This is a genomic window from Stutzerimonas sp. S1, from assembly GCF_025966695.1.
Classification (GTDB): Bacteria; Pseudomonadota; Gammaproteobacteria; order Pseudomonadales; family Pseudomonadaceae; genus Stutzerimonas.
The window spans coordinates 318076-344578 of the sequence record NZ_JAOEIY010000004.1 but is presented as its reverse complement, the minus strand read 5'-3'; the positions used below and the strand labels follow the sequence as shown (position 1 = coordinate 344578).

Genomic DNA, 26503 nt, shown 5'->3' with positions numbered 1-26503 from the left:
AAGGTTAGCACGGGCGGTCGGCGTGCTGCAGGCACCGGTCATGGGGACTTACGGCGACCCTGGGCTGCGTGGTCATCACAGGCACTGCCGGACGTTACGGTTGAGTTGCCCACCATGCGACGGAAATCGGCTGGCGACGGGCTGAATCGCAACACGCAGCTGGTGTAGGGTAGCCATTTCCTTCTACTGCTGCGGGGAAAGCTGATGGATCTGACTGAACTGGCGACGCGTCTGGGCGACGGGCTGCGGCTGCTAGGTGCGCAGGTGACGACTGCCGAATCCTGTACTGGCGGCGGCATCGCGGAGGCCATTACGCGGGTTGCCGGGAGTTCATCTTGGTTCGAGGCGGGATTCGTCACCTATTCCAACGCTCAGAAGAGCCGGCAACTGCAGGTGCCGGCCGAATTGTTCGAGCGCGTAGGCGCGGTCAGCCGTGAGGTGGTGGAGGCCATGGCAGCCGGTGCCCAGCGCGCCAGCGGTGCGCGGTTTGCCGTAGCGGTCAGCGGCGTTGCAGGTCCCGGAGGTGGAACATTGGAAAAGCCGGTGGGTACCGTGTGGATTGCCTGGGCGGATGGGAATCGGCAGTTCGCTCAACGCTACCGGTTCAGCGGTGATCGCCAGGCCGTGCGGGCCCAGACGGTAGAGGCGGCGCTGCTCGGATTGATTCGCCTGGCGGCTGGAGAAAATCCGCTTCGGGGCTAGGCGAGGCATTTTCCCTATGCTCTAATACTGTCTACTTATACAGTTGTCGTGGCCTCTGGCCCTCTTGATCAAGTGAGGATGGTAATGGACGAGAACAAGAAGCGCGCCTTGGCCGCAGCTCTGGGCCAGATCGAAAAGCAGTTCGGCAAGGGCGCGGTGATGCGTATGGGCGATCATGATCGTCAGGCGATTCCGGCGATTTCGACCGGCTCGCTGGGACTGGATATCGCGCTGGGCATCGGTGGCCTGCCGAAGGGGCGTATCGTCGAAATTTATGGTCCCGAATCGTCGGGCAAGACCACTCTGACGCTGTCGGTCATTGCCGAAGCGCAGAAGATGGGCGCCACCTGCGCCTTCGTCGACGCCGAACACGCACTGGACCCGGACTACGCCGGCAAGCTGGGCGTCAACGTCGACGACCTGCTGGTTTCGCAGCCGGATACCGGCGAACAGGCCCTGGAAATCACCGACATGCTGGTGCGTTCCAATGCGGTCGACGTGATCATCGTCGACTCCGTGGCCGCGCTGGTGCCCAAGGCCGAGATCGAAGGCGAGATGGGCGATGCCCACGTCGGCCTGCAGGCCCGCCTGATGTCCCAGGCGCTGCGCAAGATCACCGGTAACATCAAGAACGCCAACTGCCTGGTCATCTTCATCAACCAGATCCGCATGAAGATCGGCGTGATGTTCGGCAGCCCGGAAACCACCACCGGCGGTAACGCGCTGAAGTTCTACGCCTCGGTGCGTCTGGATATCCGTCGTACCGGCGCGGTGAAGGAAGGCGACGAGGTGGTCGGCAGCGAAACCCGCGTCAAGGTGGTGAAGAACAAGGTGGCGCCGCCGTTCCGTCAGGCCGAGTTCCAGATCCTCTATGGCAAGGGCATTTACCGCAACGGCGAGATCATCGACCTCGGTGTACAGCAGGGCCTGGTTGAGAAATCCGGTGCTTGGTATGCCTACAAAGGCAACAAGATCGGCCAAGGCAAGGCCAATGCGGCGAAGTATCTGGAAGACAATCCTGAAATCGCCCGCGAGATCGAACAGCAGATTCGCGAGAAGCTGCTGGTAGTTTCTGCCGGTAGCAAGGCTGCTACCGGCACCGCGGTTAGCGAAGATCTGGTCGACGCTGACTTCTGATCGACATGTCCGTCGTGCTCGATAACCCCGCCGCCGTGCGGCGCGTGGCGATGGACCTGCTGGCGCGCCGTGAACATGGGCGCGTTGAGCTGTCACGCAAGTTGCGCCAGCGCGGCGCCGCTGACGAATTGATCGAGGAAGCCCTGGATCGCTTGAGCTCCGAGGGCTTGCTGTCGGAATCCCGCTATCTCGAAAGCTTTGTTCGAAGCCGGGCGAATGCCGGCTACGGGCCGTTGCGCATCCGCGAGGAGCTGGCTCAGCGCGGGTTGCCTCGCGAGGCGATCGAGCAGGCGATACGCGACAGTGGTTTCGATTGGAACGAGCAGCTGCGTGAGGTCTGGCGACGCAAGTTCGCCGGACAGCTGCCCGGTGATGCCAGCGAGCGGGCCAAGCAGGGGCGCTTCCTCAGCTACCGTGGTTATCCACTGGATCTGATTGGGCGATTGCTACGCGGCGCGCGCGACTGACTTCGTGCCAGTGGTGCTCGGCTGTTTGTGGCAGGTAGGTCGGAAGATATGTGCCAGACCTTGGCTGCGGCACCGCCTGAACCGCGCGGTGCCCGTGGTTGGTCAGTCTTCGCTAGGCAGGGGTGTTGCCCAGTTCGCCGTCTCGTTGATGTAGTCCGTCAGTTCGCGTAGACGGCCATGGTCGCGGCCGTTGAAGGCGAAGCTCAGGCGCGGCAGACGCTGCAGTTCCGGTTCGTCGAGTTCCAGTTCGCAGCATGGTTGTTGTTCATATCCGCCGCTCAGGCACAGATCGGCGAACGTGGCGTTGATGTGCGCCATCGCAGCGTCGCTCAGCGGGTGGTTCATCCGTAGTACGAAGCGATCCTTCAGCCAGCGACTGGAGTGAAAGTTGCGGTAGAAGGTGGCGATTTCCTGGGCGGCTTCCTCGGCGCTATATACCAGGCGCACCAGACGCATGTCGCTGGGCAGGATATAGCGGTTGTCCTCCAGCTGACGGCGCATGAACTGCAGGGCGTCCTTCCAGAACGAACCGCCAGGCTCGTCCAGCAGTACCACCGGGACCAGCGGACTCTTGCCGGTCTGGATCAGCGTCAGCACCTCCAGGGCTTCGTCCAGCGTGCCGAACCCCCCGGGACAAAGCACCAGCGCATCCGCCTCCTTGATAAAAAACAGCTTGCGTACGAAGAAGAAGTGGAACGACAGCAGATTGTCGGTGCCATTCACGGTGGGATTGGCGTGTTGCTCGAAGGGCAGGGTGATGTTCAGGCCCAGGCTGTTGTCCAGCCCTGCGCCTTCGTGCGCGGCGGCCATGATGCCGCCACCTGCGCCGGTAACGACCATCAGATCGTAGCGGGCGAGGGTTTCCCCCAGCTGCCGAGCCAACGCATAAAGCGGATGTTCGATCGGCGTGCGCGCCGAGCCGAATACCGTGACCTTGCGGCGGCGCTTGAACTGGTCGAGGCGGCTAAACGCGTGCTCCATCTCGCGCATCGTCTGTAGAAGAATTTTGGCATCCCAGCGGCTGCGATCGGCCTGCGCCATGCGCATCACGGTGACCAGCATTTCACGGTACAGCGGCAGGTTCGGGCTGGTTTCCGGGACGACCAGGGCAACGAGTTCGTCGATCTTGCTGGCCAGGTCGACGCCGCTGGTTTTGAAGTGCCGAGAAAGATAGTCGTCCGGTTCGAAAGGCATACAACTTCTCCATGTATGGGATGGCGCGATCAGGCTATAAGCGGTGCAACTCGATCTTAAAAGTGCGAAGCGCCACCGGTGCTCATGCACGGCGGCGCGGTCGATGTCGGAGGGGCGCCTTCGCTTTTCAGAGCGCGATTTGGTCGCCGGGTTCCGGAATGCGGGCTTCCCAGTTCAGGCGTTGACGCAACGCTTGCTGCAAGGCTTGCATCTTGTCCAGTTCACCGTGAACCAGATACAGCTCCGGGCGTTTTTTGAAGTGACTGACCCAGTCGATCAGCTGGGACTGGCCGGCATGGGCGGAGAAGCCACCCAGAGTGTGCACCTTGGCGTTCACGGCGATGCGCTGGTGCAGCAGCTTGACGCTCCCGGCCCCATCGACGATCGCGCGTCCGAGCGTACCGCGGGCCTGGAAGCCGGGGATCACCACGTGACATTCCTCGCGCCAGAGGTTGTGCTTGAAGTGATGGAGGATGCGCCCGCCGGTGCACATGCCACTGCCCGCGATGATGATCACGCCGCTTTTGAAGCGGTTGATCGTCATGGACTCTTCCGGAGTCGGCGTGGACTTCAGAATGGGAAGCCAGCGCTCGGCGTAGAGCTTGCTGCCTGCAATGCTTGCCGCCGGCGCGATGCCGTTGAGATCCAGTTGATCCTTGAAGTGTGCATAGATCGCATTGGCGCCGATTGCCATCGGGCTGTCGAGGAATACCGCCTGTTGCGGCAGGCGACCCTCGCGGTAGAAACGACCGAGATAATAGATCAGGTCCTGGGTGCGCCCCACGGCGAACGAGGGCATCAGCACGTTGCCGCCGTCGCGATGAGCCTGTTGCAGAATGTCGGAGAGCTCCTCAAGCGTGGCTTCGTGGTCCCGGTGGTCGCGGTCTCCGTAGGTCGACTCCATCAGTACGACGTCGGCTTCGGTGAGCGTGGTGGGCGGATACATCAACGGCGAGCAGGTGTTGCCGAGGTCACCGGAAAATACCAGCTTGCGAGTCTCGCCGAAATCGGTGACGTCCGCTTGAACGATCGCCGAGCCAAGGATGTGCCCGGCGTCGTGGAAGGTGATTCTCACTCCCGGTGCGACTTCGAACTCCTCGGCGTACTCGTGTGGTTCCCGCTGCGACAGCATGCGTTCGGCGTCCAGCCGCGTATACAGCGGCTGAATCATCGGTTTGCCGATGCGCGCGCGCCACTTGTTCTCCCATTCGGCATCCTTTTCCTGAATCTGGGCCGAATCCAGCAGCATGAGTTCGAGCAGTTCGGCGGTTGCGTCCGTGCAGTGGATGCGACCGCGGTAGCCCTGGGCTACCAGGCGTGGCAACAGGCCGCTGTGGTCGATGTGGGCATGGGACAGCACGACCGCATCTATGCCTGTCGGATCGAAAGGGAAGGGCGCCCGATTGTCATCTTCGTCCTGGCGGCGTCCCTGGTGCATGCCGCAATCGAGGAGAACTCGCGCCCCTGCATGGGTCTCTATCAGATAGCAGGACCCGGTAACTTCCTGAATGGCGCCGAGAAAACTGAGCAAAGCCATAATGCCTTCCTGTCTGTACGATGTGCCCAAAGTGCCCGCTCCACTGCGGGTGGGTCTTGATACATGTCAGAGATAGTGGAGCCAGCGCTGCCTAGACTATCGCACAACCCGCTTTTGACGGAGTAATCCCATGAGTCAGCTTCTGCCCAGCCTTGTCGAGCTGGATCAGCACGCCGATGCGCAGCCGGAGTTCGCCGCCTGGCGCGCCGGTTACGGTCCGCTCGTACACACGCTGGAAACTCAGGCGGCGGTGTTCCGTCTGGCTCACCAGTTGGTCCAGGCTGGGCTCCAGTCCGACCTCGGCGCGGTCTACCGGATGCTGCATGCGCTTGATCGCGTCACCTGTGCGGGTTTGTCGCTGGTGGTGCACATGACGTACGCGCGACGCATCCATCTCGATGGTTCGCCGCTCGATGCCGACGATTTCAAGCGCACCCCCGAAGGTCACACCGGCGGTGCGCTCAATATGGTGCCGGCCTATGCCGGTTACCTGGCGCTCAACGCCCTCACCGGCAGCACGCGCGCATGGCTGATGGGTCAGGGGCACTGCGTCGCGGCCATCGATGCGCTCAATCTGCTGACCGGTAATCTGCATGCGGAGCAGGCGCAGGCGTACGGTGGAGGTGAGAACGGGATCAACCGCCTGCTGGAGGATTTTTACGGCTATCGCCAGGCCAGCGACGGCAGCCCACTCGCGCCGCTGGGTAGTCACGTTAATCCGCATACGGCTGGCGGCATTTCCGAAGGGGGCTATCTCGGCTTCGCCGAACTGCAATACGCACATATGCCGCTGCCGGGTGAAACGCTGGTGGCCTTTCTTTCCGACGGCGCGGCGGAGGAGCAGCGTGGCAGTGACTGGATGCCACGCTGGTGGCGTGCCGAGGATTGTGGTGTGGCGCTGCCGATAATGATCGCCAACGGCCGGCGCATCGAACAACGCACCTTGCTGGGTACTGACGAAGGAATGGTGAGCTTCCGGCAGCATCTGAGCCATTGTGGCTTCGATCCTCTGCCGTTCGATGGGCGCGACCCCGCGGCATTTGTCGCGACGCTCTGGGAAATGGAGCTGCGCCTCGGGCGACGGGTGGAGGAAAAGGATCGGGGCATTCTCCGTTACCCGCTGCCAATTCCGTACGGCATTGCCGAGACCGTCAAGGGCTTTGGTTTCTATGGCGCCGGCAGCAACGCCGCGCACAACCTGCCATTGCCAGGCAATCCTCGACTGGATGCGGAGTCGCGCGAGTTGTTCAACCAGCACGTCGCGCTGCTGTTCGTGCCGGAGGCGCAACTGAGCGCCGCCACAGAGTTGTTTGCGCAGCACCGCCAGGGGCGTCCGCTGGAGCGCGATAACGTGCTGGCGCTTCGCCGCCCGCCGGCGCCGGTCATGCCGAAGCTGCACTACCGCGACGACGCCTGCTCGCCAATGGCGGCGGTGGATCGCTTTTTCGTCGAACTGACGCAGGCCAACCCTGGCTTGCGTCCGCGGGTGGGTAATCCCGATGAGCTGGCAAGCAATCGCCTGGGCGGGGTGCTTAAGGCCCTCAAACATCGCGTCGTCGAGCCGGAGAGCGACCTTGAGGCGATCGACGGCAAGATCATCACCGCATTGAACGAAGAGACGGTGGTTTCGGCCTGCCTGGCCAACCAGGGGGGATTGAATCTGGTTGCCAGCTACGAAGCCTTCTGCGTGAAGATGCTCGGTGCGGTGCGCCAGAGCATTATTTTCGCGCGCCAGCAGAAGGAGGTCGGCCGGCCGGCCGGCTGGCTCGGCTGGCCGCTGATCGCCACCTCACATACCTGGGAGAACGGCAAGAACCAGCAGTCGCATCAGGACACCACGTTCTGCGAGGCACTGCTGGGCGAGATGAGCGACATGGTGCGCGTGCTATTTCCGGCGGACCACAACAGTGCGCTGGCGCTGCTACCTGGCATCTACCAGGCGCGTGGCGAACTCGCCTGCATGGTGATGCCCAAACGTGAGCGCCCGCGTTATTTCGATCAGGTCCAGGCAGAACAGCTGGCACGTGACGGCGCCATCGTCGTCGACGAGTACCGCGGTGAGGAGCCATTGCTGCTGATCGCCAACGGCAGCTACCAGCTGGGTCAGATGCTTCGCGCGTCCGAGCGGCTCAAGCAGGCCGATTGTGCCTATCGGCTGGTGTATTTGCAGGAGCCCGGGCGTTTCCGCGCGCCGCGTGATCATTGGGAAGTTGAGGCGCACGGCGCCGATGGGCTGGCGGTACGTCTGTTCCCCGATAGCATGGAAATGCGCGTGCTGCTGACGCACATGCGTCCGGAAGTGGCCCGCGGACACCTGTGGCCGATTCTGCCGGACGCTCGCAAGAGTTCGGTGCTGGGGTATCGCAATCGCGGCGGTACGCTGGACGAGGTCGGTATGCAATTCGCCAATCGGGCCTGTTGGGCGAATGTCTTGGCCGCCTGTGCACGGCTGCGCAGCGTCCCGCGCACGGCGTTGCTCACCCGCGAGGAAGCGGCTGCGGTGGCGGGCAAGGGCGACCCCGACGTCTTGCGCTGACTAGCGGTCGGGGCAACGGAAGTGATGGGTTCGCTTCCGTCGCGCCCACCCCGTCTCAGATCCCGCAGTCGGCCGCGTTGTAACGCTCGGTCGTGATCGGCTTGTTGCTCTTGTACTCGCTGAACTCATATCGCAGCACAGCCCCCTTGCTCAGCAGGGTACGCAGGCCCTGGTTGCCGCAGACGCTCGTTTGCAACTGGCTGCGCACCTGAGCAGGATTGTCGCGCATCTGCGCGGCGTGCCGGGGTTGTACGCTGAGATGATTGACCAGCTCGTTATTGTCGACGGTGTAGCCCTGATCGAGGATGTCTTCGTTGATGGCGCGCGGGGTGCCAACGCTGCTTTGCTGTGCGACCTGATTGAGGAGTTGGTCCAGTTGCGGGTCCTGCAGCGATGCGGCATGAGCAGTGGGCAGCGCGAGGCTGAGTAACAGCAGGGGTGTCAGACGGTGCATAGCGATCTCCTTGTGACTGCGCTCGTTCGACCGGCAGCGGACGGTGCGGTTCAGTCGTCGGGCGTCGCAGCACCGTGGGTGCGCTGTTAAACTGCCGCCCCTTTGTCCTCTTGCTGAGCCGTTTCATGCCTCACGCCGTAGCCCGTCTGCGCGACGAACGCCTAGCGCGGAGTCTAAAGCCGTTCGTCGCCCGGGGCTCACGCTCGGAACGTTGTCCTCGCTGCCGGGTAGCCATCAGCCATTGCCTGTGCCGCTGGCAGCCCAGAGTGCCGTCGCACTGCGGAGTGTGCCTACTGATGCACGATATCGAGCCGCTGAAGCCGAGCAATACCGGCTGGCTGATTGCCGACGTGGTGACCGATACCTATGCGTTCACCTGGCAGCGGACCGGTGTCGACCTGCGGCTTCTCGAACTGCTCGCCGATCCGCAATGGCAGCCGTTCGTGGTCTTTCCTGGAGAGTACGCGGCGCCGTCGCGAGTCGTAGAGCGCGTCGAGACAGCGCCGGGCAAGCGCCCGTTGTTCATTCTGCTCGATGCGACGTGGACCGAGGCGCGCAAGATGTTTCGCAAGAGTCCCTATCTGGATGCCCTGCCAGTGCTGAGCCTGCGGCCGGAGGCGCTGTCACGCTATCGTCTGCGGCGCTCGACGCGCGGCGAGCATCTGTGTACGGCCGAGGTCGCGGCGCTTTGTCTCGAACTCGCTAGCGACGTGCAGGCGGCGCAAGCGCTGGACGCTTGGCTGGATGCGTTTACCGAACATTATCTGGGCGCGAAGCATCACCGGCTGGCTGATCTGGATAATGCAGCGCATCGCGCGCTCGCGGTTTTCGCCAAGACCTAGCTGGGCTGTTCAGACTTTTGCCGGTTCCGCTTTGCGGGCCATAGCTGGGCCGTGAGCATGCCGATGAACATCAACACGCAGCCAAGATAACCGCGCATGCTCAGACTCTCGTCGAGAAACAGCGCGCCGGCGATCGCCGCGAACACTGCTTCCAGCGAAAGAATGATCGCCGCGTGCGAGGCGATGGCGTGCTTCTGTGCGACGACCTGCAGGGTGTAGCCAACGCCCACTGCAAACAGGCCACCGTAGATCAGTGCGGGGGCCGCGAGGCGGATGTCGGCAAGGTTCGCTTCCTCGAATATCGCCGCCAGGATCAGGCTCACCACGGCGCAGGTGGCGAACTGCAGGAAGGCCAGACGGATAGCGTCGTGGCGACTGACGAAAAAGCTCACCAGCAGGACGTGTACGCCCCAGACGAACGCGCCGGCCAGCTGGATCCAGTCACCGGAAGCAACCTGGAAATTCTCCCCGATGCTCAGCAGCGCCATGCCGCCCACCGCCAGCAGTGCGCCGAGCCAAGTGCCGAAACCGGTCCGGTTGCCGAAGGCCAGACCTAGCAGCGGGACAACGATCACGTAGAGCCCGGTGATGAATCCCGAATTGGTGACGCTGGTGAACAACAGACCGACCTGCTGCAGATTGATGCCGATTGTCAGTGCCAGCCCCATCGCCAGCCCGCCCAGCAACAGGCCGCGCTGCATGAAGGGTTCGTGGCGCGCTGCATGTCGGCCTTGATGCAGCAGAAGGGGCAGGAGTGCCAGAGCGCCGAGGGCGAAGCGAAGGCCGGTGAAAAGGAAAGGGCCTATATTGTCCATGCCGATGCGTTGTGCCACGAAGGCGGTACCCCAGATCATGGCGGTGATCAGCATCAGAAAATCGGCGCGGAGAGCTTGGCTACGCATGTTTCGACTCGTTGGAGAAAAGGCGCAAACTTTGCAACAAAAGCATCGTGCTTGACCACTTATTCCGCGGTCGGCATGCTTGCGCCGCTTGATCTGTTGTAGGAGGGCGGTTGATTGGTCCAAATGCCGCCCCGAAATGTTTACATCGGTCCGTTCCTGAAATCGGTTTTCGGGGTTTGTCGGCTACTCGCCGGCATCGACTGAACAAGTCGATGAAAAGCGCCAATAAAAAATACAGGTCTGCCAATGGCTGCTTACGAAATAATCATTGCCGATGATCACCCTCTGTTTCGCAGCGCTCTGCAACAGGCGCTGACGATGGGGCTGGGCGACAACGTTCATCTGGTTGAGGCGGCGAGCATCGCCGAGCTGGAGGCATTCCTCAATCAAGGCGCCGAATGGGATCTGGTGCTTCTGGATTTGAATATGCCGGGTGCCTACGGCTTCTCCGGTCTGGTCCTGTTGCGCGGACAATATCCGCAACTGCCCGTGGTGATGATATCTGCGCAGGAAGACGCCGCGGTGGTTGCTCGTTCACGCGAGTTTGGCGCCAGCGGGTTCATCCCCAAATCCAGTTCACTGGAAACGATTCAGGAGGCGGTCCGCGCCGTGCTCGACGGTGACGTCTGGTGGCCGAGCAATATCCAGGACGTCGGGCATGTGAGTGCTGAGGCCAAGGCAGCCAGCGCCGGACTGGCCAGTCTGACCCCACAGCAGTTCCGCGTGCTGACCATGGTGTGCGATGGGCTGCTGAACAAGCAGATCGCCTATGAGCTGAATGTATCGGAAGCGACCATCAAGGCGCATGTCACCGCCATCTTCCGTAAGCTCGGCGTCCGTACGCGCACCCAGGCCGCATTGCTGCTGCAGCAGATGGGCTCGATTCCCACCGCCTGATCGCTGAGGACTGCGGCCGGGCCGCCTTCAGGCGATCGGCGGCAGAACGATTTCATCGCTGCGGCGCACACCGTGGGTCAGTGCCTGGCACTGATCGACAAATTCGCGCATGGCTGCCGTCTGGTATTTGTGTGAATGCCAGATGAAATAGAACTGACGACTCAGATCCAGTTGCGGTGTTGCCAGTGGCACCAGGCTGCCGCGGCGAAAGGCATCACGCAGCGCGAGACGTGAGATGCAGCCGATCCCCAGGCCGGATTCGACGGCACGCTTGATCGCCTCAGTATGCTCCAGCTCCAGCCGTACGTTGAGCCGCCCCGGTCGATGGCGCATGGCTTGGTCGAAAGTCAGACGCGTTCCCGAACCCTGCTCGCGGAGGATCCAGGCTTCGCGCGACAGTTCATCCAAGTCGATCGCGCCGCGATTGGCCAATGGATGCTGCGGGGCGCAGAACACCACCAGTTCATCTTCCACCCACGGCTCGACGACCAGGTCAGGGTGCTGGCACGCGCCTTCGATCAAACCCAGATCAAGTTCATGGTGGGCGATCTGTTGCACGATATGCGCGGTGTTATGCACATGCAATTTCACGCGACATTCCGGATGGCGTTGCATGAAACCGCCGATCAGTAGCGTGGCGAGGTAATTGCCGATGGTCAGCGTGGCGCCGACCGCAAGCGAGCCGAAGCCGCTCTTGCCGTTGAGCAGATCCTCGATGGCTCGCGCCTGATCGAGCAGAGCGACGGCCTGTGGCAAGAGCTGCTGGCCAAGTGCGTTGAGCACCAGGCGCTTGCCTACGCGGTCGAACAGTTGGCAATCGGACTGTCGCTCCAGTTCGGCTAGCGAGGTGCTGGTGGCCGACTGCGACAGCGAGAGGCTTTCGGCGGCACGGGAAACGCTTTCCTGTCGAGCGACGGCAGAAAAGACCTCAAGTTGTCTGAGCGTGAAATGCATATCGATATAACCGATAACCTATATCTTTAATATTTAATTAACGGATAAGCATCCTGTCTATAGACTGCCGAGCAATTCGCGCCGAGTCGCCTGTCCGTGGAATGAGGAATTCGCAGCATGAGCAACCTGAACGTAGAGCGTGTCCTCAGTGTGCATCACTGGAACGATACGTTGTTCAGCTTCAAGACCACTCGTAACCCTGGCCTGCGTTTCGAGAACGGGCAGTTCGTCATGATCGGACTGGAAGTGGGCGGGCGTCCGCTGATGCGCGCATACAGCATCGCCAGCCCGAACTACGAGGAGCACCTGGAGTTCTTTAGCATCAAGGTGCCGGATGGCCCGCTAACTTCGCGTCTGCAGCACCTGCAGGAAGGCGATCAGTTGATGGTCAGTCGCAAGCCTACCGGAACGCTGGTTCTCGATGATCTGCTGCCCGGCAAGCACCTTTACCTCTTAAGCACCGGTACGGGGCTCGCGCCGTTCATGAGTGTCATCCAGGATCCCGAAACCTACGAGCGCTTCGAGAAGGTAATCCTGGTTCACGGGGTGCGCTATGTAAACGAAGTGGCTTACCGCGAATTCATCACCGAACACCTGCCGCAGAACGAGTTCTTTGGTGAGGCAGTGAAAGAGAAGCTGATCTACTACCCGACCGTGACTCGGGAGCCCTTCGAAAACCAGGGGCGGCTAACCGATCTGATGCGTAGCGGCAAGTTGTTCCGCGACATCGGCCTGCCGCCGATCAACCCGCAAGACGACCGTGCGATGATCTGCGGCAGTCCGAGCATGCTCGATGAAACCAGTCAGGTGCTCGACAGTTTCGGTCTGAAGGTTTCGCCTCGCATGGGCGATCCGGGTGACTATCTGATCGAGCGCGCGTTCGTCGAGAAGTAGCCTGAACACTGACATGGCCAGCACGAGGATGCCCCGCTGGCCACGTCCTGACGGCTACATGTAGGCCGCACAGCACTTCTTGAATTTCTGGCCACTGCCGCAAGGGCAGGCGTCGTTGCGGCCGACCTTCAGCGTCACGGTCGGATCGATGAAGTACCAGCAGCCTTCCCGTTGGACGAAGGCTGAACGCTCGTGGTGACTATGTTCGCCGCTCTGATCGTGCCAGCGTGCGGTGAAGCTTACCAAGGCATGTTCTGGTTGCCCGCCCAACACAATGCTTTGCCCGACCTCCAGCCCGAGCCAGGTGCTTTCCGCACTCCAGTGGCGTATCGCGTCCAGGTCCAGCGCTGCCTGTTGTGCGGGTAGCGTGGTTGCTTTCAGATAGTCGATCAGGCCGAGCACGTATGCACTGTAGCGTGATCGCATCAGCAGTTCGGCGCTGGGCGCGGGCGCGCCGGCATGATAACGGCCGCAGCAGTCAACTAACGGATCCCCGCTGCCGCATGGGCATTGGCTGCCCGTCTGGGTTACTTGCGCGTTCATCATCACCACCAATACTTGCCGAACATCTGCGGATTCGCCCAGAACTTGGCGTTCAGCCAGTCCGGAACCTGCTTGTATTCCAGTAAGTCATAAGTGAAGAGCGTCAGAGTCTGGGCCTCGCGTTGGAAACGGTCGCTGATCTGCAGGCCGAGCGAAAAGAAATCAGTGGCCTGCCAGTCGCTGGCCGCGAGGTCGATCAGCACGGCCATGCGGCTGGCATTGAGATTGCGAATGCCACCGAGCAGTTCCAGTCCGTTGCGTTTGGGCAGATGTTCCAGGCAATCCACGACCAGCGCGAGATCGTAGCGTCGCTGGGCGATGCTCTGCTCGAGAGGTGCGGCGACCGCATGATCGACCTGGCTGCCAGGATGGCTCTGTGCGAAGGCGTCCAGCGCTGGCTGTAGGCTCTGACCGACATGCAGAACGCGATCAGGCTGGTAATGATCAAGCAGCGCGGCGAGCGCTCGTTGCGGTGTGTGTGAATGGGCAATCAAGCAAATAATCCTCAACAGGAGTCTCAAGACTAGCGTGGTCGCCGATGGCGGCCTAGTCTGAAAGTAACCGGAGCCGCCTGTAATCAGGCAGGTAGCGGTTCTGGAAGAACCCACAGCGGAGGTTTTATCGATGAGTACCCTACGGACAGCAGTACCCGTGATTGTGATGACCACGTTCCTGGCCGGTTGCGCGGGCGTGCAGAAGCAGGATTGGCCAACCTGTGCCGCCGTCGGCGGTGTTACCGGCGCGGCCCTTGGCGCAATCGAGAGTTCCACCTATGCCGGTTGGGGTGCCCTGATCGGTGGCGGCGTGGCGGCGGCCTATTGCTGGGCGAACGGCACCGAAGAGCAGACCGTCGCAGTGGTCGAAACTGTCGAGCCGATGCCCGAGCCGGAACCTGCGGCTGAACCGGTACGCGTCGAGCTGGACGTGAAGTTCGATTTTGATCGCGATGTAGTCAAGCCGGACAGCTACGGTGATATCCAGAACCTTGCCGACTTCATGAAGGAGTACGGCCAGACCACCACTGTGTTGGAAGGTCACACCGATTCGGTGGGCACCGATGCTTACAACCAGCGTCTCTCCGAGCGTCGAGCTAATGCGGTGCGCGAAGTGTTGGTCAACCAGTACGGCGTGGAAGGTGGTCGGGTGAACGCGGTTGGCTATGGTGAATCTCGTCCGGTTGCAGACAATGGCACCGATGCCGGTCGTGCGATCAACCGTCGGGTGGAGGCCGAGGTCGAAGCCCGTCCTTGATATGGGCCGAAGCTGCATCCGAGCCGGGCCACGCGCCCGGCTTTTTTGTCGGAGTTACTTTGGCAGCGGGTGGATTTCAGAACAGCGGGCGAGCGCTGGCGAGTGCAACCACCGACAGACCTAGCAGCAGATTCAGCCCGACCAGTTTCCGAATCTTCCCTAGCATGGCGCCACCAGCTGGCCAGTCCTGAACCTCGATCGCTCGCTTGAGTGCGGGCAGTTGCAGCAGTTGTAGACGCAGGAACAACGCCAGCATGACCAGATAAAGACCGGTCATGACATGCACATAGCGGGGGGCGCCTTGCAGCGCACCGAAACTCAGGTGCCACATACCGATTCCGCTGAGCGGTAGCGCCACGACCGCTGTCCATACCCACTGAAAGAACCGGCGAAATACCTCCGCCCAGAGCCGTAAGCGCTCCGGTGCCTGAAGGGTCGCGACAGCCGCCGGGCGCAGCACCATCCAGGCGAAGAACATGCCGCCCACCCAGACCACGGCGGCAAGCACGTGCAGAGCATAGAGCGGGGCGAATAGGGTCATGGCAAATCTCCGGTGGCGATCGGGGCAACGCGCGTTATCATAGCCGCCCCATTGAAACACTGAAAATATATACAGCCTCGCGCCCATGCTCAGTTCCGAACTCAAGTCCCAGATCCAGGGCGCCTACTCTCGTTTCCTGGAGGCCAAGAGCCTGAAGCCGCGTTATGGTCAGCGGTTGATGATTGCCGAGGTGACCAAGGTACTTGGCGCCATCAAGGCCGACGACGAAGGTCGCCGTGACGGCGAACCAGCAGTGGTGGCAGTGGAGGCTGGTACGGGCACTGGCAAGACGGTTGCCTACAGCATCGCGGCAATTCCCACGGCGAAGGCGGCCGGCAAGCGGCTGGTCATCGCCACGGCTACCGTCGCGTTGCAGGAACAGATCGTCAACAAGGACCTGCCCGACCTGATGCGCAACAGCGGGCTGAACTTCAGTTTCGCCTTGGCAAAAGGACGGGGACGTTATCTGTGCCTGTCGAAACTGGATCTGTTGTTACAGGAAGGGCAGGCACAGACGGCCACCGCACAGTTGTTCGAGGAAGAGGGCTTTCGCATCGATGTCGACGAGCGAAGCCAGAAACTGTTTACCGGCATGATCGAGAAGCTCGCCGGTAATCGTTGGGATGGCGATCGCGATAGCTGGCCCGAAGAGCTGGACGATGCGGATTGGGCGCGGCTCACCACTGACCACAGTCAGTGCACCGGCCGGCATTGCCCCAATTTTCAGCAATGTGCGTTCTACAAGGCACGAGAGGGCATGACAAAGGTCGACGTCATCGTCACCAATCACGACATGGTTCTGGCCGACTTGGCGCTCGGTGGCGGCGCGGTGCTGCCGGACCCGCGCGACACGCTCTACGTCTTCGACGAAGGCCATCATCTGCCGGACAAGGCGATCGGCCATTTTGCGCACTACACCCGTCTGCGTTCCACGGCCGACTGGCTGGGGCAGGTGGAAAAGAATCTGACCAAGCTGCTCGCCCAGCATCCTCTGCCGGGTGAGCTCGGCAGGCTGGTCGAAGGTGTGCCGGAGCTCGCGCGCGAACTGCGCACGCAGCAGCAATTCATGTTCAGCGCGTGCGAGCAACTGGCGGATTTCAAGGCCGGCGAAGATATGGAGGGTCGCGAGCGGCCACGTCACCGTTTTGTAGGTGGTGTGGTGCCCGACCATCTGGTCGAGCTGGGAGTCGAGCTGAAGAAGGGCTTTTCCAAGCTAACCGATTTGTTCACCCGGATCGCCGAGCTGCTCAAGGACGCGATGGATGGTGAAGCCGGGGGAGGAATTGCCAGTCATCAAGCCGAGGAATGGTATCCACTGTTCGGCGGTCTGCTGACCCGAGCCCAGGGCAACTGGGAATTGTGGACGGCATTCACCGTCGAGGATCCACAAGACAGCCCGCCGATGGCACGCTGGCTGACGCTCGCGGAGGGTGGCGCGCTGTTCGATATCGAGGTCAACGCCAGCCCGATCCTCGCGGCTGAGACGCTACGTCGCAATCTGTGGAATGTCGCCTACGGTGCGCTGGTGACCTCTGCCACCCTAACGGCCCTGAACAGCTTTGATCGATATCGCATGCGTGCAGGCTTGCCCAGGTCTGCGGTTACTGCTGTGGTGCCCAGTCCGTTTCATCATGCGGATGCCGGCGTGCTCAGAGTGCCCGATCTGAAGGCCGATCCGCGTGATGCGGCGGCGCATACCGCTGCGATCATCCGGGAGCTGCCACGGTTGGTGGAGCAGTCGCGCGGTACGCTGGTGCTGTTCTCTTCGCGACGACAGATGCAGGACGTCTTCGATGGCCTAGAACGGGACTGGCGCCGAAGGGTGCTCATCCAGGGCAATCTGTCCAAGCAGGAAACGCTGAACAAGCATAAGAAGCGAGTCGACGATGGCGACCCAAGCGTGCTGTTCGGGCTGGCCAGTTTCGCCGAAGGAGTCGATTTGCCGGGAGCTTATTGCGAGCACGTGGTGATCGCCAAGATTCCCTTCGCGGTGCCGGATGATCCGGTCGAAGCGGCGCTGGCCGAATGGATCGAGGCCCGAGGGGGCAATCCGTTCATGGAGATCGCGGTGCCGGATGCCTCGCTGCGGCTGGTACAGGCGTGCGGTCGTCTGCTGCGCACCGAAGCCGACCGCGGCAGCATTACGTTGCTTGACCGCCGAGTGGTGACCCAGCGCTACGGCAAGGCCATTCTCAACGCTTTACCACCGTTCCGACGAGAGATCGAATAAGCCGGCACGACGCGGCCACGCTGCAGGCCGTGCCCGCGGGTAGGTGCGGTCGCGGAGGACGGTTTTCTTGTGGCAGTGCCGCTGGAACAATGCCGCAATATCATTCAGGACACAGGTGACAGCGTGCAGCTACAGGGCTATTTCGACCTTCGTTTCGAGGCGGTGAAAGACTGCTTCGGTGAGCTTTTTGAACAGACTCAGACGCGCGGAGCGGCCGTCTGCGTGCAGGTAGGTGGCGAAACGGTGGTCGACCTCTGGGCCGGCGTAGCCGATAACGCCGGTGAGCAGCCCTGGCATGGCGATACGCTGGTCAATCTCTTCTCGTGTACCAAAACCTTCACCGCCGTCGCGGCGCTGCAGCTGGTTGCCGAAGGGCGACTGGAACTCGATGAGCCGGTTGCGCGGATCTGGCCTGAGTTTGCTGCCAACGGCAAGGCGCACATTACCCTGCGACAGCTACTTACCCATCAGGCCGGGCTGCCGGCATTGCGGCAGCCTCTACCGCCCGAGGCACTGTACGACTGGACGGCCATGACCTCGGCGCTGGCGGCGGAGCAGCCCTGGTGGGCGCCCGGTGATGGACATGGTTATGCCGCAATCACATACGGCTGGTTGGTAGGCGAGTTGCTGCGCCGCATCGATGGAAAGGATCCTGGCGCTGCGATCGTGGCTCGCACCGCTGCGCCGTGGGGACTGGATTTCCATATCGGCCTGGCAGACGAGGAGTTCCACCGAGTCGCCTACCTGACCCGAGCCAAAAACGAATTTGGGGATGCGGCGGCACAACGTCTGTTCAAGGTGATGATGAGCGAGCCGGGTTCGCTGAGCGCTCGGGCATTCAATAACCCACCCTCGATAATGAACAGTGGCAACAAGCCCGAATGGCGCCGCATGGCCCAGCCTGCGGCAAATGGGCACGGCAATGCGCGATCACTGGCGGGGTTCTATACCGGGTTGTTGCAGGGGCGGTTGCTGGACGATGCGGTGTTGAAGGAGATGGTGCGTGAGCATTGCTTAGGCGAAGACCGCACTCTGTTGACGGCAACCCGGTTCGGGCTCGGGTGCTGGCTGGATCAGTCGGCAGCAGCCAACGCGACTTTCGCGATGGGGCCAAGGTCTTTCGGCCATCCGGGTGCCGGCGGTAGTATCGGTTTCGCCGATCCTGAGCGAGAGGTAGCGTTCGGATTCGTCACCAACACGTTAGGGCCATATGTGCTAATGGATCCCCGTGCGCAGGCTCTAGCGCGTAGTGTCATGCACTGCATTGGTTAACCACTCGTCAGTTCTGAAGAGCTAGGCTTTGCAGGGCAGATACTTGCAGCCACAATTTGATCATTCGCTTCAATTTCCGCCGGCTGGTTTGTCCGGTGGGGCAATTTGCACTCGTCCGGCCGATGGAACCTGCACATGAACCTGCTGAAAAGCGTTTCCCTGATTCTCTGCCTCATGATCGTCGGCTGCAGCTCGCAGGATGAAAAGCCTGCCGATACAGCAGCGGTCGTTCCGGCTGCGGCAAAAATCGATAAGGCCTGGCTCGATGAGTACGAGCCGCGACTGCGTGAGGCACTCAAGGACAGCCGTTTCGAACTGGAGCGTCGTGACCACCTGTTGGTCATCACTGCGCCGGTGGATTCGTCTTTCAATCCAGATCGGCCAGGGATGTTGCTCCCGGTCACGCTAGGCCCGATCACCCGTGTTGCCAAGCTGGTGGAAAAGGACAACAAGACGGCTGTGATCGTGCTGGGTCATGCCGACAGTACTGGCTCCGACAAGATCAACCGCACCATCAGCCGCGAACGCGCAGGCGCAGTGGCGGCCATATTTCGCCTCAGCGGATTGAAGCATGATCGCCTGCGCATTCGTGGTCTCGGCGCAGATAAGCCGCGAGCTGCCAACGATAGCAAGGAAGGACGCGCGCTAAACCGGCGCGTCGAGATGCTGCTCACTCCGCAAAGCACTTTGCTGGCGACGGTTGCCGAATACAATGATCCGACAGTCGAGACTACGCAGGTGGCGGTTGCCAAAGTCAGCGAGACCGAAAAGAAATAGAACTGTCTCGTCATAGGTTTACAGCAAACGGGCCCAATCGGGCCCGTTTGCTTTTGCGTTGCGTCAAGAGGGGCTTTCGGCGTTCGAGATAAGCTAGTCTTCGTTGGATCGTCGGGAAAGGTATACCGTCTGCCCCGGCGCGCCGTGGTGGCAAGGTAACCGCCGCCATCTCTGACCCGGCCCGTTTTGAAGAAGGAACCTGTGAATGATCCAGTCCCTGGCTGACATGCGCCGCGACTACACCCGTGAAGGGCTCAGCGAGCTGAACGCCCCGGAAGACCCGTTCAGCCTGTTCCGTCAGTGGTTCAGTGAGGCGATGAAGACCGAGCAGGCGCCGGTTGAGCCCAATGCCATGTCGCTGGCAACGGTAGACGAGGAGGCGCGGCCTCATTGCCGGATTCTGTTGCTCAAGGCGCTAGACGAACGCGGCTTCACCTTCTTTACCAACTACGACAGCGACAAGGGGCAGCAACTGAGCCGCCAGCCGTTCGCCGCGATGACGTTCTTCTGGCCTACGCTGGAGCGCCAGGTCCGTATCGAGGGTCGAGTGGAGAAAGTCAGCACAGAGGAATCGGACGCCTATTATCACGTTCGCCCCCTAGGCAGTCGCCTGGGGGCCTGGGCCTCGCCACAGAGTCGGGTGATCCGCGATCGTGCGGAGTTGGAACGACTTCTGGCGGAAACCGAACAGCGCTTCCTCGATCAGGCGCCACACTGTCCGCCGCATTGGGGCGGTTATCGACTGGTCCCGGACCGTCTCGAGTTCTGGCAGGGTCGTCCCAGTCGTCTGCACGATCGGCTCGATTATCGCTACGTCGCCAATGGCTGGGAACGTCGGCGGTTGGCGCCCTGAAGAGCTTGAGTTCAACCGTTGTCGCTTGGCCTGTTACTGATCGTTGCGTGGCTCGGATTCGGGATATTGCAATGCTTCGTGCTCCAGCCACGCCTGCAATTCGCTGCGCTTGATCTTCCGCGCTTTGGCCTCGCCTAGGCGCGCCAACAGCCAGGCGCGTTTGTCCGGATCGCTGCCGGCGATCGACAAGGCCAGATCGCGTTCGGCCCAGCGGCGGAAGCGAAAGAAGAGCCAGGCATGGAAAGCCAGGCCGGCGACGGTAGTGATGGCTATGATGAAGTAATCCACGGACATTCTCGTTCTTAGGGGTGAGCGCGATCCAATAGCTCGCGTTATAGCGTTCCGAGCGGCGAGAATGCTGCGACAGAGCTGATTGGTTGCCAAGTGATTTCCTTGCCCGAGCCGCTTGAATCAATCTGCTGGCGTGGATCCGTTCGTTTTTCAGGAGAAAACCAATGCGCAAGTCTATTTGCATCGCTTCACTCACTGCCATCGCGCTTGCGGTCGGCGGCTGTGCCTCGAGTCTCACTGGCGATACCTATTCACGCGACGAGGCTCGTGCTGTTCAGACTGTGCGTTACGGAACGATCGAATCACTGCGGCCGGTCAAGATCGAGGGTACGAAGACTCCGATCGGCTCTGGTGCCGGCGCTATCGTAGGTGGGGTCGCAGGCAGCGGAGTCGGAGGGGGGCGTGGCAGTGCCGTTGCAGCCGTCATCGGTGCTGTCGCTGGAGGCATGCTCGGCGCGGCTGCGGAGGAGGGGATCACCCGCACACAGGGTGTCGAAATCACCGTGCGCGAAGACGATGGCAACATCCGGGCTTACGTGCAGGAGGTTGAACCCAATCAGGTCTTCAGGGTCGGCCAGCGGGTCCGCATTTTGAGTGTCAGCGGAACCAGTCGCGTCACGCCTTGACAGGCGCGGCACTCCCGCAGCCGAACTTTGATAGCCATATTAGGGTGCCGGTTTCGCTCTCATGCTGAGACGAAGCGGCGCCTTTTTGTTTTTCGTAATACATGTGTCCATGACGTTCGCCCCGTCGATATGGATAATCGAGCGCGTCTATGCGTGTGCTCGGGCTGATAGTCGGCCCGCTCAGGATAAAAAAGATGCCGCCAACACGGACGGCTTAAGGGGTTCATTTCATGGCGCTTGCGCTGATCATTGCCCTGCCATTTCTGGGGATTTTTCTGCCCGTATTGCTGGAGCGTGCTGGCCGTTCGGCCTGCGCGCTGGGCGCCGGCATCGCTCCGCTGGCTGCGCTGATCCTGCTGCTGTCCAAACGCTCCGCTGTGTTCGCTGGCGAGACCCAGGTCGTGCATGTGCCCTGGTTGCCGGAGTTGGGGCTTAATCTCAGCTTGCGTCTGGATGGCCTTGGTTTTCTGTTTGCATTGCTGATTCTCGGTATCGGCCTGCTGGTCATCCTGTACGCCCGCTATTACCTGGCGAAAAGCGACCCGATGGGGCGCTTTTTCGGGTTCTTCCTGCTGTTCATGGGCGCGATGCTGGGGGTCGTGCTATCGGAAAACCTCCTGCTGATGCTGATGTTCTGGGAACTAACGAGCCTGTCGTCGTTCCTGCTGATCGGATACTGGAATCACCGTGCCGATGCTCGGCAGGGCGCGCGCATGGCTCTGGCGATCACCGGCGGCGGCGGTTTAGCGTTGCTGGCTGGGATCCTCCTGATAGGCCATGTCGTCGGCAGTTTCGAGCTCAGTACCGTGCTCGACGCTGGCGACACGATCCGCAGTCATTCGCTCTATCCGCTGATCCTTATTCTGGTCCTGCTCGGAATCTTCACCAAGTCGGCGCAGTTTCCATTCCATTTTTGGCTACCACAGGCGATGGCGGCACCGACGCCGGTGTCGGCGTTTCTGCATTCGGCGACCATGGTCAAGGCCGGGGTGTTCCTGCTCGCGCGGTTGTATCCAGCGCTAGCCGATTCGGAGTTGTGGTTCTATCTAGTGAGTATGACCGGTCTGGCGACGCTGTTGCTGGGCGCGGTGATGGCGCTGTTCCAGCACGACCTGAAAGGCCTGCTGGCTTACTCAACCATTAGTCATCTGGGCTTGATCACGCTGCTGTTCGGCCTCGATTCGCGGCTAGCGGCGGTGGCGGCGATCTTCCACATCATCAATCACGCAACCTTCAAGGCCTCGCTGTTCATGGCCGCGGGCATCATTGACCATGAGACCGGCACGCGCGACATGCGGCGCATCAATGGAATGTGGAAGTACATGCCGCATACCGCCGCGCTGGCGATGGTCGCCTCCCTGGCGATGGCGGGAGTGCCGTTGCTCAACGGCTTCCTGAGCAAGGAGATGTTCTTTGCCGAGACACTGGATCAGCATCTGCTGGGCAGCTTCTACTGGACGATCCCTGCGTTGGCGACGCTCGCCAGTGCTTTCTCGGTGGCTTACTCGTTGCGCTTCATTCATGACGTGTTCTTCAACGGCGAGCCGATCGACCTGCCGAAATACCCGCCTCACGAGCCAGCACGTTACATGAAGATTCCGGTGGAGGTGCTGGTGCTGCTCTGCCTGTTGGTGGGCATGCTGCCTGCCTACACGGTGGCGCCATTGTTGGCCGCCGCTGTGGCCGCAAGTCTGAACGGCGACGTGCCGCAGTACAGCTTGGCCATCTGGCATGGCTTCAATCTGCCGCTGGCCATGAGTTTCATCGCTCTGGCTGGCGGCGTTTTGATCTATTCGCTGCGTCAGTGGGCGTTCCGTTGGTACGCAGGGCTTCCTGCAGTCGACTCCCTCGAAGTCTTCGAACGTGTCATTGGCGGCTTGGTGCTGGCGGCACGCAAGGTTACTGAACTACTCGACAATAGCTCACTGCAGCGCTATCTGGCGCTGATGCTGATCAGTGCGCTCGCGCTGGTTATCGTCGCACTGTCGCCGCTGGACTCTTTTCACGGGCCAGTGGCGATGACACCGCTGGATGGTGTGACGGTGTTGGGAATGGCGATCCTGGCATTGACGTCACTGCTGACGGTGCTCTTCCATCGACGTCGGCTGGTCGCCCTGATGGCGCTCAGCGTGGTCGGACTGATGGTGGCGCTGGCGTTTGCCCGCTATTCGGCGCCCGATCTGGCGTTGACCCAGCTGTCGGTGGAGGTGGTGTCGATCATCCTGCTGATCTTGACGCTGTTTTTCATGCCCGACCGCACGCCGGTCGAATCCAGCAGTCTGCGTAGTTTCCGCGATCTACTGCTCGCAGGCAGCGTCGGTACGATGGTCGCGCTGCTGGCTTATGCAGTGCTCACTCGGCCCTATGAGAGTATCGCCGGGTTCTTCTTGGAGAACAGCCTGTCTGGCGGAGGTGGCACCAACGTCGTCAACGTGATCCTGGTGGATTTCCGCGGTTTCGATACGCTCGGTGAAATCAGCGTCCTGGCGATCGCCGGTGTGGCTATCTACGGCATGCTGCAGGGCCTGCACCTGCCGCATTCGATTCGTGACTATGGTGGCCGGCTCTGGTCTGTCGATAGTCATCCGATGATTCTCGATACTTTGGCACGCGCATTGTTGCCGATGGCTCTGCTGATCTCGGTGTTCATCTTTCTACGTGGTCACAACCTGCCGGGCGGTGGCTTCATCGCCGGCCTGATCACCGCGGTGGCGCTGATTCTGCAGTACATCTCCCACGGCGTTGTCTGGGCGCAGCAGCGACAACCGTTCAGCTATCACTCGGTTATCGGCGCCGGCTTGCTCACCGCCGGGCTTACCGGGCTTGGCAGCTGGCTGTTCGGCTATCCGTTCCTTACTTCGGCGTTCGGCCATTTCAACCTGCCGCTGGTTGGGGAATTCGAGCTGGCGACGGCAATGCTGTTCGATCTGGGGGTGTACCTGGTGGTAGTTGGCGCGACGTTGATAATTCTGTCCAACATCGGTCATGTCAGTCAGGACGAATCCAGCAAGGAGGTGCTGTGATGGAAGCGTTGTTTGCCATCACCCTGGGGGTAATGACTGCTAGCGGCGTGTATCTGCTGTTGCGCGCGCGGATCTTTCCGGTGGTCATGGGGCTGACGCTGATTTCCTATGCGGTGAATCTGTTCATCTTTTCCATGGGTCGGTTGGCGACTGGCGCACCGGCAGTGCTCGGCAAGAGCGCGGAGTATGGTGATCCGTTACCGCAAGCCCTGGTCCTGACGGCTATCGTCATCGGTTTTGCCATGACAGCGTTCGTGGTGGTATTGGCACTGCGCGGCATCGGTGAGCTGCGCACCGACCACGTGGATGGCCGGGAGCCGCGCGAATGAAGCATGTACTGATCCTGCCTATCCTGTTGCCGCTGTTCATGGGGGCTGTGCTCCTGCTAGGCCATCGCCTGGGGCCTTCGAGCAAGCGCCTGCTGTCACTGATGGCGACTTGGGCGTTGGTGCCGCTTTCGGTCTGGTTGCTGCTGCTTGCCGGCGACGATCAGCTGCGCATCTATGCACTGGGAAACTGGCAGCCGCCGTTCGGTATCGTGTTGCTGCTGGATCGCCTGAGTGCGTTGATGCTGCTGGTCACCGCAGTGCTGGCTGGCTTTGCGTTGCTTTATGCCAGTCGTGGCGACGACGAGCGCGGGCCGAATTTCCACGCGCTGTTCCAGTTTCAGCTGCTGGGCATCAACGGGGCCTTTCTCACCGGCGATCTGTTCAACCTGTTCGTTTTCTTCGAGATCCTGCTCATTTCCTCCTACGCCCTGTTGCTACATGGCCACGGTCCCCAGCGAGTGCGGTCGGGTGTGCATTACGTTGTTTTGAATCTGCTCGGCTCGTCGTTCTTCTTGCTTGGCGTGAGCATGCTCTACGGCCTGCTGGGAACGCTGAACATGGCCGACCTGGCGTGGCGTGTCGGGCAGCTCGATCCGGCTGAGGCGCCCTTAGTAGCAGCCGCGGGCTTCCTGTTGCTGGTGGTTTTCGCACTCAAGGCTGCGATCCTTCCTCTGTTCTTCTGGTTGCCGCGCGCCTACGCGGCTGCGACAGCGCCTGTGGCTGCGCTGTTCGCGATCATGACTAAAGTGGGGCTGTACGCGATTCTGCGGGTGTTCACCTTGATTTACGGCAGCGAGGCGGGCGAGCTTGCCAACATGGCGCAGGAGTGGCTCTGGCCGCTATCGCTGCTCACGCTGGCGGCCGGCGTGACCGGCGCACTGGCGGCACGCAACCTGCAAATCCTGCTGGCCTACCTGGTGGTGGTATCGGTCGGCACGTTGTTGGCAGGCATCGCCCTCGCTACGGCGCAGGGGCTTTCTGCTGCGCTGTATTACCTGCTGCATAGCACTTTGATCGCCGGGGCGCTGTTCTTGCTGGCCGATCTGATCGGCCGGCAGCGGGGCGAGCATGGTACCGATCTGGTATCCGCACCGGCATTACATCAGCCGCTGCTGCTGGGCATGTTGTTTTTCGCAGGTGCGATCTCCGTGGCAGGGTTGCCGCCATTTTCTGGCTTCCTTGGCAAGGTGATGCTGTTGCGCGCAGTTGAGCTGGATACTCAGGCTGCATGGCTGTGGTCAGTGATACTGGTTGGCGGTTTCGGCATGCTGATTGCTCTGAGTCGCGCTGGAAGCCTAGTGTTCTGGCGGACCAATGCGGAGATTCCAATCAGCGTAAGCGCCGATCCTGTACGGTTGCTGGCCGCCGCAGGGCTGTTGTCAGCCAGCTTGTTGCTGGTCGTCGTGGCGCAACCGCTGCAGGTCTATCTGCAGGCAACGGCGAGCCAGTTACTGGACCTGCAACCCTATTTGCAGACGATTCAGGGAGGTGGGGCATGAGGGCTCGCTGGTTACCCCGTCCTGCGTTGAGCGTACTGCTCATGCTGCTCTGGCTGATGTTGAACAACACGCTGAGCGTGGGTCATTTGGTGCTCGGCGCATTTCTTGGCTGGGCGCTGCCGCTACTGGTGCGCAACTTTCTGGTTGACGTGCCGAAGGTACGCAAGCCATTGCTGCTGTGTCGCTTTATTGCTCTGGTTTTTTACGACATCGTGGTCGCGAACCTGCATGTCGCCAGGCTGGTGCTCGGCCCGAAGAGTCGGCTCAGCCCGGCCTTCATCGAGGTGCCAATGGAGATCGAGAGCGATTTCGTGCTCGCGGTACTGACCAGCATCATCTCGCTGACGCCGGGTACGGTGTCGGCCGGCTTGAGCCCGGACCACAAAACCTTGTTGCTGCACGCACTGGACGCGCCGGATGTCGGTGCGCTGGCGCATGAAGTAAAAGCGCGCTACGAGGCGCCGCTGCTGGAGATTTTCGAATGCTCGCGTACGTGATACCCATCTGTCTGGCGATCATCTCGTTGGCGACGGTGCTCAATGTGGTACGCCTGATCCAGGGGCCGGACATGCCGGATCGCGTCCTGGCGCTGGATACGCTGTATATCAACGCACTGGCGATGATCGTGCTGTTCGGCATCTGGCTGGCGTCGGATCTGTTCTTCGAGGCGGCCTTGCTCATTGCGGTGATGGGTTTCGTCAGTACGGTCGCCGTCGGCAAGCATCTGCTTCATGGCGACATCATTGACTGAG

General features: G+C 61.2%; 27 protein-coding genes. 18 read left to right on the top strand and 9 right to left on the bottom strand.

Features of this window, described 5'->3' with window-relative positions; translation table 11 throughout:
- Window positions 1-204 precede the first annotated feature (204 nt).
- The 3 genes from N8H22_RS10865 (at window position 205) to recX (ending at window position 2306) form a co-directional block, all read left to right on the top strand.
- A complete protein-coding gene (locus tag N8H22_RS10865) occupies window positions 205-702 on the top strand; it encodes a CinA family protein (protein WP_264590517.1) in 498 nt (165 codons plus the stop codon).
- 84 nt (window positions 703-786) lie between these two features.
- Window positions 787-1839: a recombinase RecA gene (recA, locus tag N8H22_RS10860; RefSeq protein WP_264590516.1), complete on the top strand. Its 1053-nt coding sequence runs from the start codon at window positions 787-789 to the stop codon at window positions 1837-1839.
- A gap of 5 nt (window positions 1840-1844) precedes the next feature.
- On the top strand, window positions 1845-2306 hold the full coding sequence (gene recX / locus N8H22_RS10855) for a recombination regulator RecX (protein WP_264590515.1): 462 nt from the start codon (window positions 1845-1847) through the stop codon (window positions 2304-2306).
- Window positions 2307-2408: 102 nt separating this feature from the next.
- On the opposite strand, the gene N8H22_RS10850 is transcribed toward recX, so the two are convergent.
- Together N8H22_RS10850 and N8H22_RS10845 are read right to left on the bottom strand one after the other, a co-directional pair.
- Window positions 2409-3500, bottom strand: coding sequence for an LOG family protein (locus N8H22_RS10850; protein WP_264590514.1), 1092 nt, complete (start codon window positions 3498-3500; stop codon window positions 2409-2411).
- 127 nt (window positions 3501-3627) lie between these two features.
- Window positions 3628-5037, bottom strand: a complete 1410-nt coding sequence (locus N8H22_RS10845) for an MBL fold metallo-hydrolase (protein ID WP_264590513.1) — start codon at window positions 5035-5037, stop codon at window positions 3628-3630.
- 130 nt (window positions 5038-5167) lie between these two features.
- Between N8H22_RS10845 and N8H22_RS10840 the strand changes: the two genes are divergently transcribed.
- A complete protein-coding gene (locus tag N8H22_RS10840; RefSeq protein ID WP_264590512.1) occupies window positions 5168-7573 on the top strand; it encodes a xylulose 5-phosphate 3-epimerase in 2406 nt (801 codons plus the stop codon).
- Window positions 7574-7628: 55 nt separating this feature from the next.
- Here N8H22_RS10840 and N8H22_RS10835 read toward each other — a convergent pair whose 3' ends face one another.
- A complete protein-coding gene (locus N8H22_RS10835) occupies window positions 7629-8027 on the bottom strand; it encodes a quorum-sensing-regulated virulence factor family protein (RefSeq protein WP_264590511.1) in 399 nt (132 codons plus the stop codon).
- 125 nt (window positions 8028-8152) lie between these two features.
- Between N8H22_RS10835 and N8H22_RS10830 the strand changes: the two genes are divergently transcribed.
- Window positions 8153-8869 (top strand): tRNA-uridine aminocarboxypropyltransferase, encoded by a 717-nt coding sequence (locus tag N8H22_RS10830; protein ID WP_264590510.1) that lies wholly within the window; start codon window positions 8153-8155, stop codon window positions 8867-8869.
- Here the strand turns inward: N8H22_RS10830 and N8H22_RS10825 are convergent.
- A complete protein-coding gene (locus N8H22_RS10825; protein ID WP_264590509.1) occupies window positions 8866-9771 on the bottom strand; it encodes a DMT family transporter in 906 nt (301 codons plus the stop codon). The two genes, N8H22_RS10830 and N8H22_RS10825, sit on opposite strands and share 4 nt — an antisense overlap.
- Before the next feature lie 246 nt (window positions 9772-10017).
- Between N8H22_RS10825 and erdR the strand changes: the two genes are divergently transcribed.
- Entirely contained in the window at window positions 10018-10668 is a 651-nt protein-coding gene (gene erdR / locus N8H22_RS10820) for a response regulator transcription factor ErdR (protein WP_264590508.1), read from the top strand.
- 27 nt (window positions 10669-10695) lie between these two features.
- Here the strand turns inward: erdR and N8H22_RS10815 are convergent, their stop codons facing one another.
- Window positions 10696-11622, bottom strand: coding sequence for a LysR family transcriptional regulator (locus tag N8H22_RS10815; protein WP_264590507.1), 927 nt, complete (start codon window positions 11620-11622; stop codon window positions 10696-10698).
- 117 nt (window positions 11623-11739) lie between these two features.
- On the opposite strand from N8H22_RS10815, the gene fpr reads away from it, so the two are divergent.
- Window positions 11740-12516, top strand: a complete 777-nt coding sequence (fpr, locus tag N8H22_RS10810; RefSeq protein ID WP_264590506.1) for a ferredoxin-NADP reductase — start codon at window positions 11740-11742, stop codon at window positions 12514-12516.
- Between the two features lie 54 nt (window positions 12517-12570).
- Here fpr and N8H22_RS10805 read toward each other — a convergent pair whose 3' ends face one another.
- Entirely contained in the window at window positions 12571-13059 is a 489-nt protein-coding gene (locus N8H22_RS10805) for a YchJ family protein (RefSeq protein WP_264590505.1), read from the bottom strand.
- A gap of 2 nt (window positions 13060-13061) precedes the next feature.
- Complete coding sequence (locus tag N8H22_RS10800) at window positions 13062-13553, bottom strand: DUF6231 family protein (RefSeq protein ID WP_264590504.1); 492 nt, start codon at window positions 13551-13553, stop codon at window positions 13062-13064.
- Between the two features lie 166 nt (window positions 13554-13719).
- Between N8H22_RS10800 and N8H22_RS10795 the strand changes: the two genes are divergently transcribed.
- A complete protein-coding gene (locus tag N8H22_RS10795; protein ID WP_264590503.1) occupies window positions 13720-14310 on the top strand; it encodes an OmpA family protein in 591 nt (196 codons plus the stop codon).
- A gap of 76 nt (window positions 14311-14386) precedes the next feature.
- Here the strand turns inward: N8H22_RS10795 and N8H22_RS10790 are convergent, their stop codons facing one another.
- Entirely contained in the window at window positions 14387-14851 is a 465-nt protein-coding gene (locus tag N8H22_RS10790; protein ID WP_264590502.1) for a CopD family protein, read from the bottom strand.
- Window positions 14852-14936: 85 nt separating this feature from the next.
- On the opposite strand from N8H22_RS10790, the gene dinG reads away from it, so the two are divergent.
- The 4 genes from dinG to pdxH all read left to right on the top strand — a co-directional run bounded on the left by dinG (window position 14937) and on the right by pdxH (window position 19983).
- Window positions 14937-17081, top strand: coding sequence for an ATP-dependent DNA helicase DinG (dinG, locus tag N8H22_RS10785; RefSeq protein WP_264590501.1), 2145 nt, complete (start codon window positions 14937-14939; stop codon window positions 17079-17081).
- A 123-nt stretch (window positions 17082-17204) separates the two neighbouring features.
- Entirely contained in the window at window positions 17205-18353 is a 1149-nt protein-coding gene (locus tag N8H22_RS10780; RefSeq protein WP_264590639.1) for a serine hydrolase domain-containing protein, read from the top strand.
- Between the two features lie 135 nt (window positions 18354-18488).
- Window positions 18489-19130: an OmpA family protein gene (locus tag N8H22_RS10775; protein ID WP_264590500.1), complete on the top strand. Its 642-nt coding sequence runs from the start codon at window positions 18489-18491 to the stop codon at window positions 19128-19130.
- A 205-nt stretch (window positions 19131-19335) separates the two neighbouring features.
- Entirely contained in the window at window positions 19336-19983 is a 648-nt protein-coding gene (gene pdxH, locus N8H22_RS10770) for a pyridoxamine 5'-phosphate oxidase (RefSeq protein WP_264590499.1), read from the top strand.
- A 33-nt stretch (window positions 19984-20016) separates the two neighbouring features.
- Here pdxH and N8H22_RS10765 read toward each other — a convergent pair whose 3' ends face one another.
- A complete protein-coding gene (locus N8H22_RS10765; protein WP_264590498.1) occupies window positions 20017-20271 on the bottom strand; it encodes a hypothetical protein in 255 nt (84 codons plus the stop codon).
- A gap of 167 nt (window positions 20272-20438) precedes the next feature.
- On the opposite strand from N8H22_RS10765, the gene N8H22_RS10760 reads away from it, so the two are divergent.
- From N8H22_RS10760 to N8H22_RS10735, 6 genes are all read left to right on the top strand, one after another.
- Window positions 20439-20900: a hypothetical protein gene (locus tag N8H22_RS10760; protein ID WP_264590497.1), complete on the top strand. Its 462-nt coding sequence runs from the start codon at window positions 20439-20441 to the stop codon at window positions 20898-20900.
- Between the two features lie 230 nt (window positions 20901-21130).
- A complete protein-coding gene (locus tag N8H22_RS10755) occupies window positions 21131-23923 on the top strand; it encodes a monovalent cation/H+ antiporter subunit A (RefSeq protein WP_264590496.1) in 2793 nt (930 codons plus the stop codon).
- The gene (locus N8H22_RS10750; protein ID WP_264590495.1) at window positions 23923-24252 is read left to right on the top strand and encodes a Na+/H+ antiporter subunit C; all 330 of its coding nucleotides are present in this window, start codon (window positions 23923-23925) and stop codon (window positions 24250-24252) included. Before N8H22_RS10755 ends, N8H22_RS10750 begins: the two co-directional genes overlap by 1 nt.
- Entirely contained in the window at window positions 24249-25751 is a 1503-nt protein-coding gene (locus N8H22_RS10745) for a monovalent cation/H+ antiporter subunit D (RefSeq protein ID WP_264590494.1), read from the top strand. Before N8H22_RS10750 ends, N8H22_RS10745 begins: the two co-directional genes overlap by 4 nt.
- Window positions 25748-26248: a Na+/H+ antiporter subunit E gene (locus N8H22_RS10740; RefSeq protein ID WP_264590493.1), complete on the top strand. Its 501-nt coding sequence runs from the start codon at window positions 25748-25750 to the stop codon at window positions 26246-26248. Before N8H22_RS10745 ends, N8H22_RS10740 begins: the two co-directional genes overlap by 4 nt.
- Window positions 26233-26502, top strand: a complete 270-nt coding sequence (locus N8H22_RS10735) for a K+/H+ antiporter subunit F (protein WP_264590492.1) — start codon at window positions 26233-26235, stop codon at window positions 26500-26502. The genes N8H22_RS10740 and N8H22_RS10735 overlap by 16 nt, the downstream gene beginning before the upstream one ends.
- Window position 26503 lies beyond the last annotated feature (1 nt).

What these genes read in the sequence shown, in the direction of transcription:
- N8H22_RS10865 (WP_264590517.1), top strand. Translation starts at nt 205, where the DNA reads ATGGATCTGACTGAACTGGCGACGCGTCTGGGCGACGGGCTGCGGCTG.
- recA (WP_264590516.1), top strand. Translation starts at nt 787, where the DNA reads ATGGACGAGAACAAGAAGCGCGCCTTGGCCGCAGCTCTGGGCCAGATC.
- recX (WP_264590515.1), top strand. Translation starts at nt 1,845, where the DNA reads ATGTCCGTCGTGCTCGATAACCCCGCCGCCGTGCGGCGCGTGGCGATG.
- N8H22_RS10850 (WP_264590514.1), bottom strand. Translation starts at nt 3,500, where the DNA reads ATGCCTTTCGAACCGGACGACTATCTTTCTCGGCACTTCAAAACCAGC.
- N8H22_RS10845 (WP_264590513.1), bottom strand. Translation starts at nt 5,037, where the DNA reads ATGGCTTTGCTCAGTTTTCTCGGCGCCATTCAGGAAGTTACCGGGTCC.
- N8H22_RS10840 (WP_264590512.1), top strand. Translation starts at nt 5,168, where the DNA reads ATGAGTCAGCTTCTGCCCAGCCTTGTCGAGCTGGATCAGCACGCCGAT.
- N8H22_RS10835 (WP_264590511.1), bottom strand. Translation starts at nt 8,027, where the DNA reads ATGCACCGTCTGACACCCCTGCTGTTACTCAGCCTCGCGCTGCCCACT.
- N8H22_RS10830 (WP_264590510.1), top strand. Translation starts at nt 8,153, where the DNA reads ATGCCTCACGCCGTAGCCCGTCTGCGCGACGAACGCCTAGCGCGGAGT.
- N8H22_RS10825 (WP_264590509.1), bottom strand. Translation starts at nt 9,771, where the DNA reads ATGCGTAGCCAAGCTCTCCGCGCCGATTTTCTGATGCTGATCACCGCC.
- erdR (WP_264590508.1), top strand. Translation starts at nt 10,018, where the DNA reads ATGGCTGCTTACGAAATAATCATTGCCGATGATCACCCTCTGTTTCGC.
- N8H22_RS10815 (WP_264590507.1), bottom strand. Translation starts at nt 11,622, where the DNA reads ATGCATTTCACGCTCAGACAACTTGAGGTCTTTTCTGCCGTCGCTCGA.
- fpr (WP_264590506.1), top strand. Translation starts at nt 11,740, where the DNA reads ATGAGCAACCTGAACGTAGAGCGTGTCCTCAGTGTGCATCACTGGAAC.
- N8H22_RS10805 (WP_264590505.1), bottom strand. Translation starts at nt 13,059, where the DNA reads ATGAACGCGCAAGTAACCCAGACGGGCAGCCAATGCCCATGCGGCAGC.
- N8H22_RS10795 (WP_264590503.1), top strand. Translation starts at nt 13,720, where the DNA reads ATGACCACGTTCCTGGCCGGTTGCGCGGGCGTGCAGAAGCAGGATTGG.
- N8H22_RS10790 (WP_264590502.1), bottom strand. Translation starts at nt 14,851, where the DNA reads ATGACCCTATTCGCCCCGCTCTATGCTCTGCACGTGCTTGCCGCCGTG.
- dinG (WP_264590501.1), top strand. Translation starts at nt 14,937, where the DNA reads ATGCTCAGTTCCGAACTCAAGTCCCAGATCCAGGGCGCCTACTCTCGT.
- N8H22_RS10775 (WP_264590500.1), top strand. Translation starts at nt 18,489, where the DNA reads ATGAACCTGCTGAAAAGCGTTTCCCTGATTCTCTGCCTCATGATCGTC.
- pdxH (WP_264590499.1), top strand. Translation starts at nt 19,336, where the DNA reads ATGATCCAGTCCCTGGCTGACATGCGCCGCGACTACACCCGTGAAGGG.
- N8H22_RS10760 (WP_264590497.1), top strand. Translation starts at nt 20,439, where the DNA reads ATGCGCAAGTCTATTTGCATCGCTTCACTCACTGCCATCGCGCTTGCG.
- N8H22_RS10755 (WP_264590496.1), top strand. Translation starts at nt 21,131, where the DNA reads ATGGCGCTTGCGCTGATCATTGCCCTGCCATTTCTGGGGATTTTTCTG.
- N8H22_RS10750 (WP_264590495.1), top strand. Translation starts at nt 23,923, where the DNA reads ATGGAAGCGTTGTTTGCCATCACCCTGGGGGTAATGACTGCTAGCGGC.
- N8H22_RS10745 (WP_264590494.1), top strand. Translation starts at nt 24,249, where the DNA reads ATGAAGCATGTACTGATCCTGCCTATCCTGTTGCCGCTGTTCATGGGG.
- N8H22_RS10740 (WP_264590493.1), top strand. Translation starts at nt 25,748, where the DNA reads ATGAGGGCTCGCTGGTTACCCCGTCCTGCGTTGAGCGTACTGCTCATG.
- N8H22_RS10735 (WP_264590492.1), top strand. Translation starts at nt 26,233, where the DNA reads ATGCTCGCGTACGTGATACCCATCTGTCTGGCGATCATCTCGTTGGCG.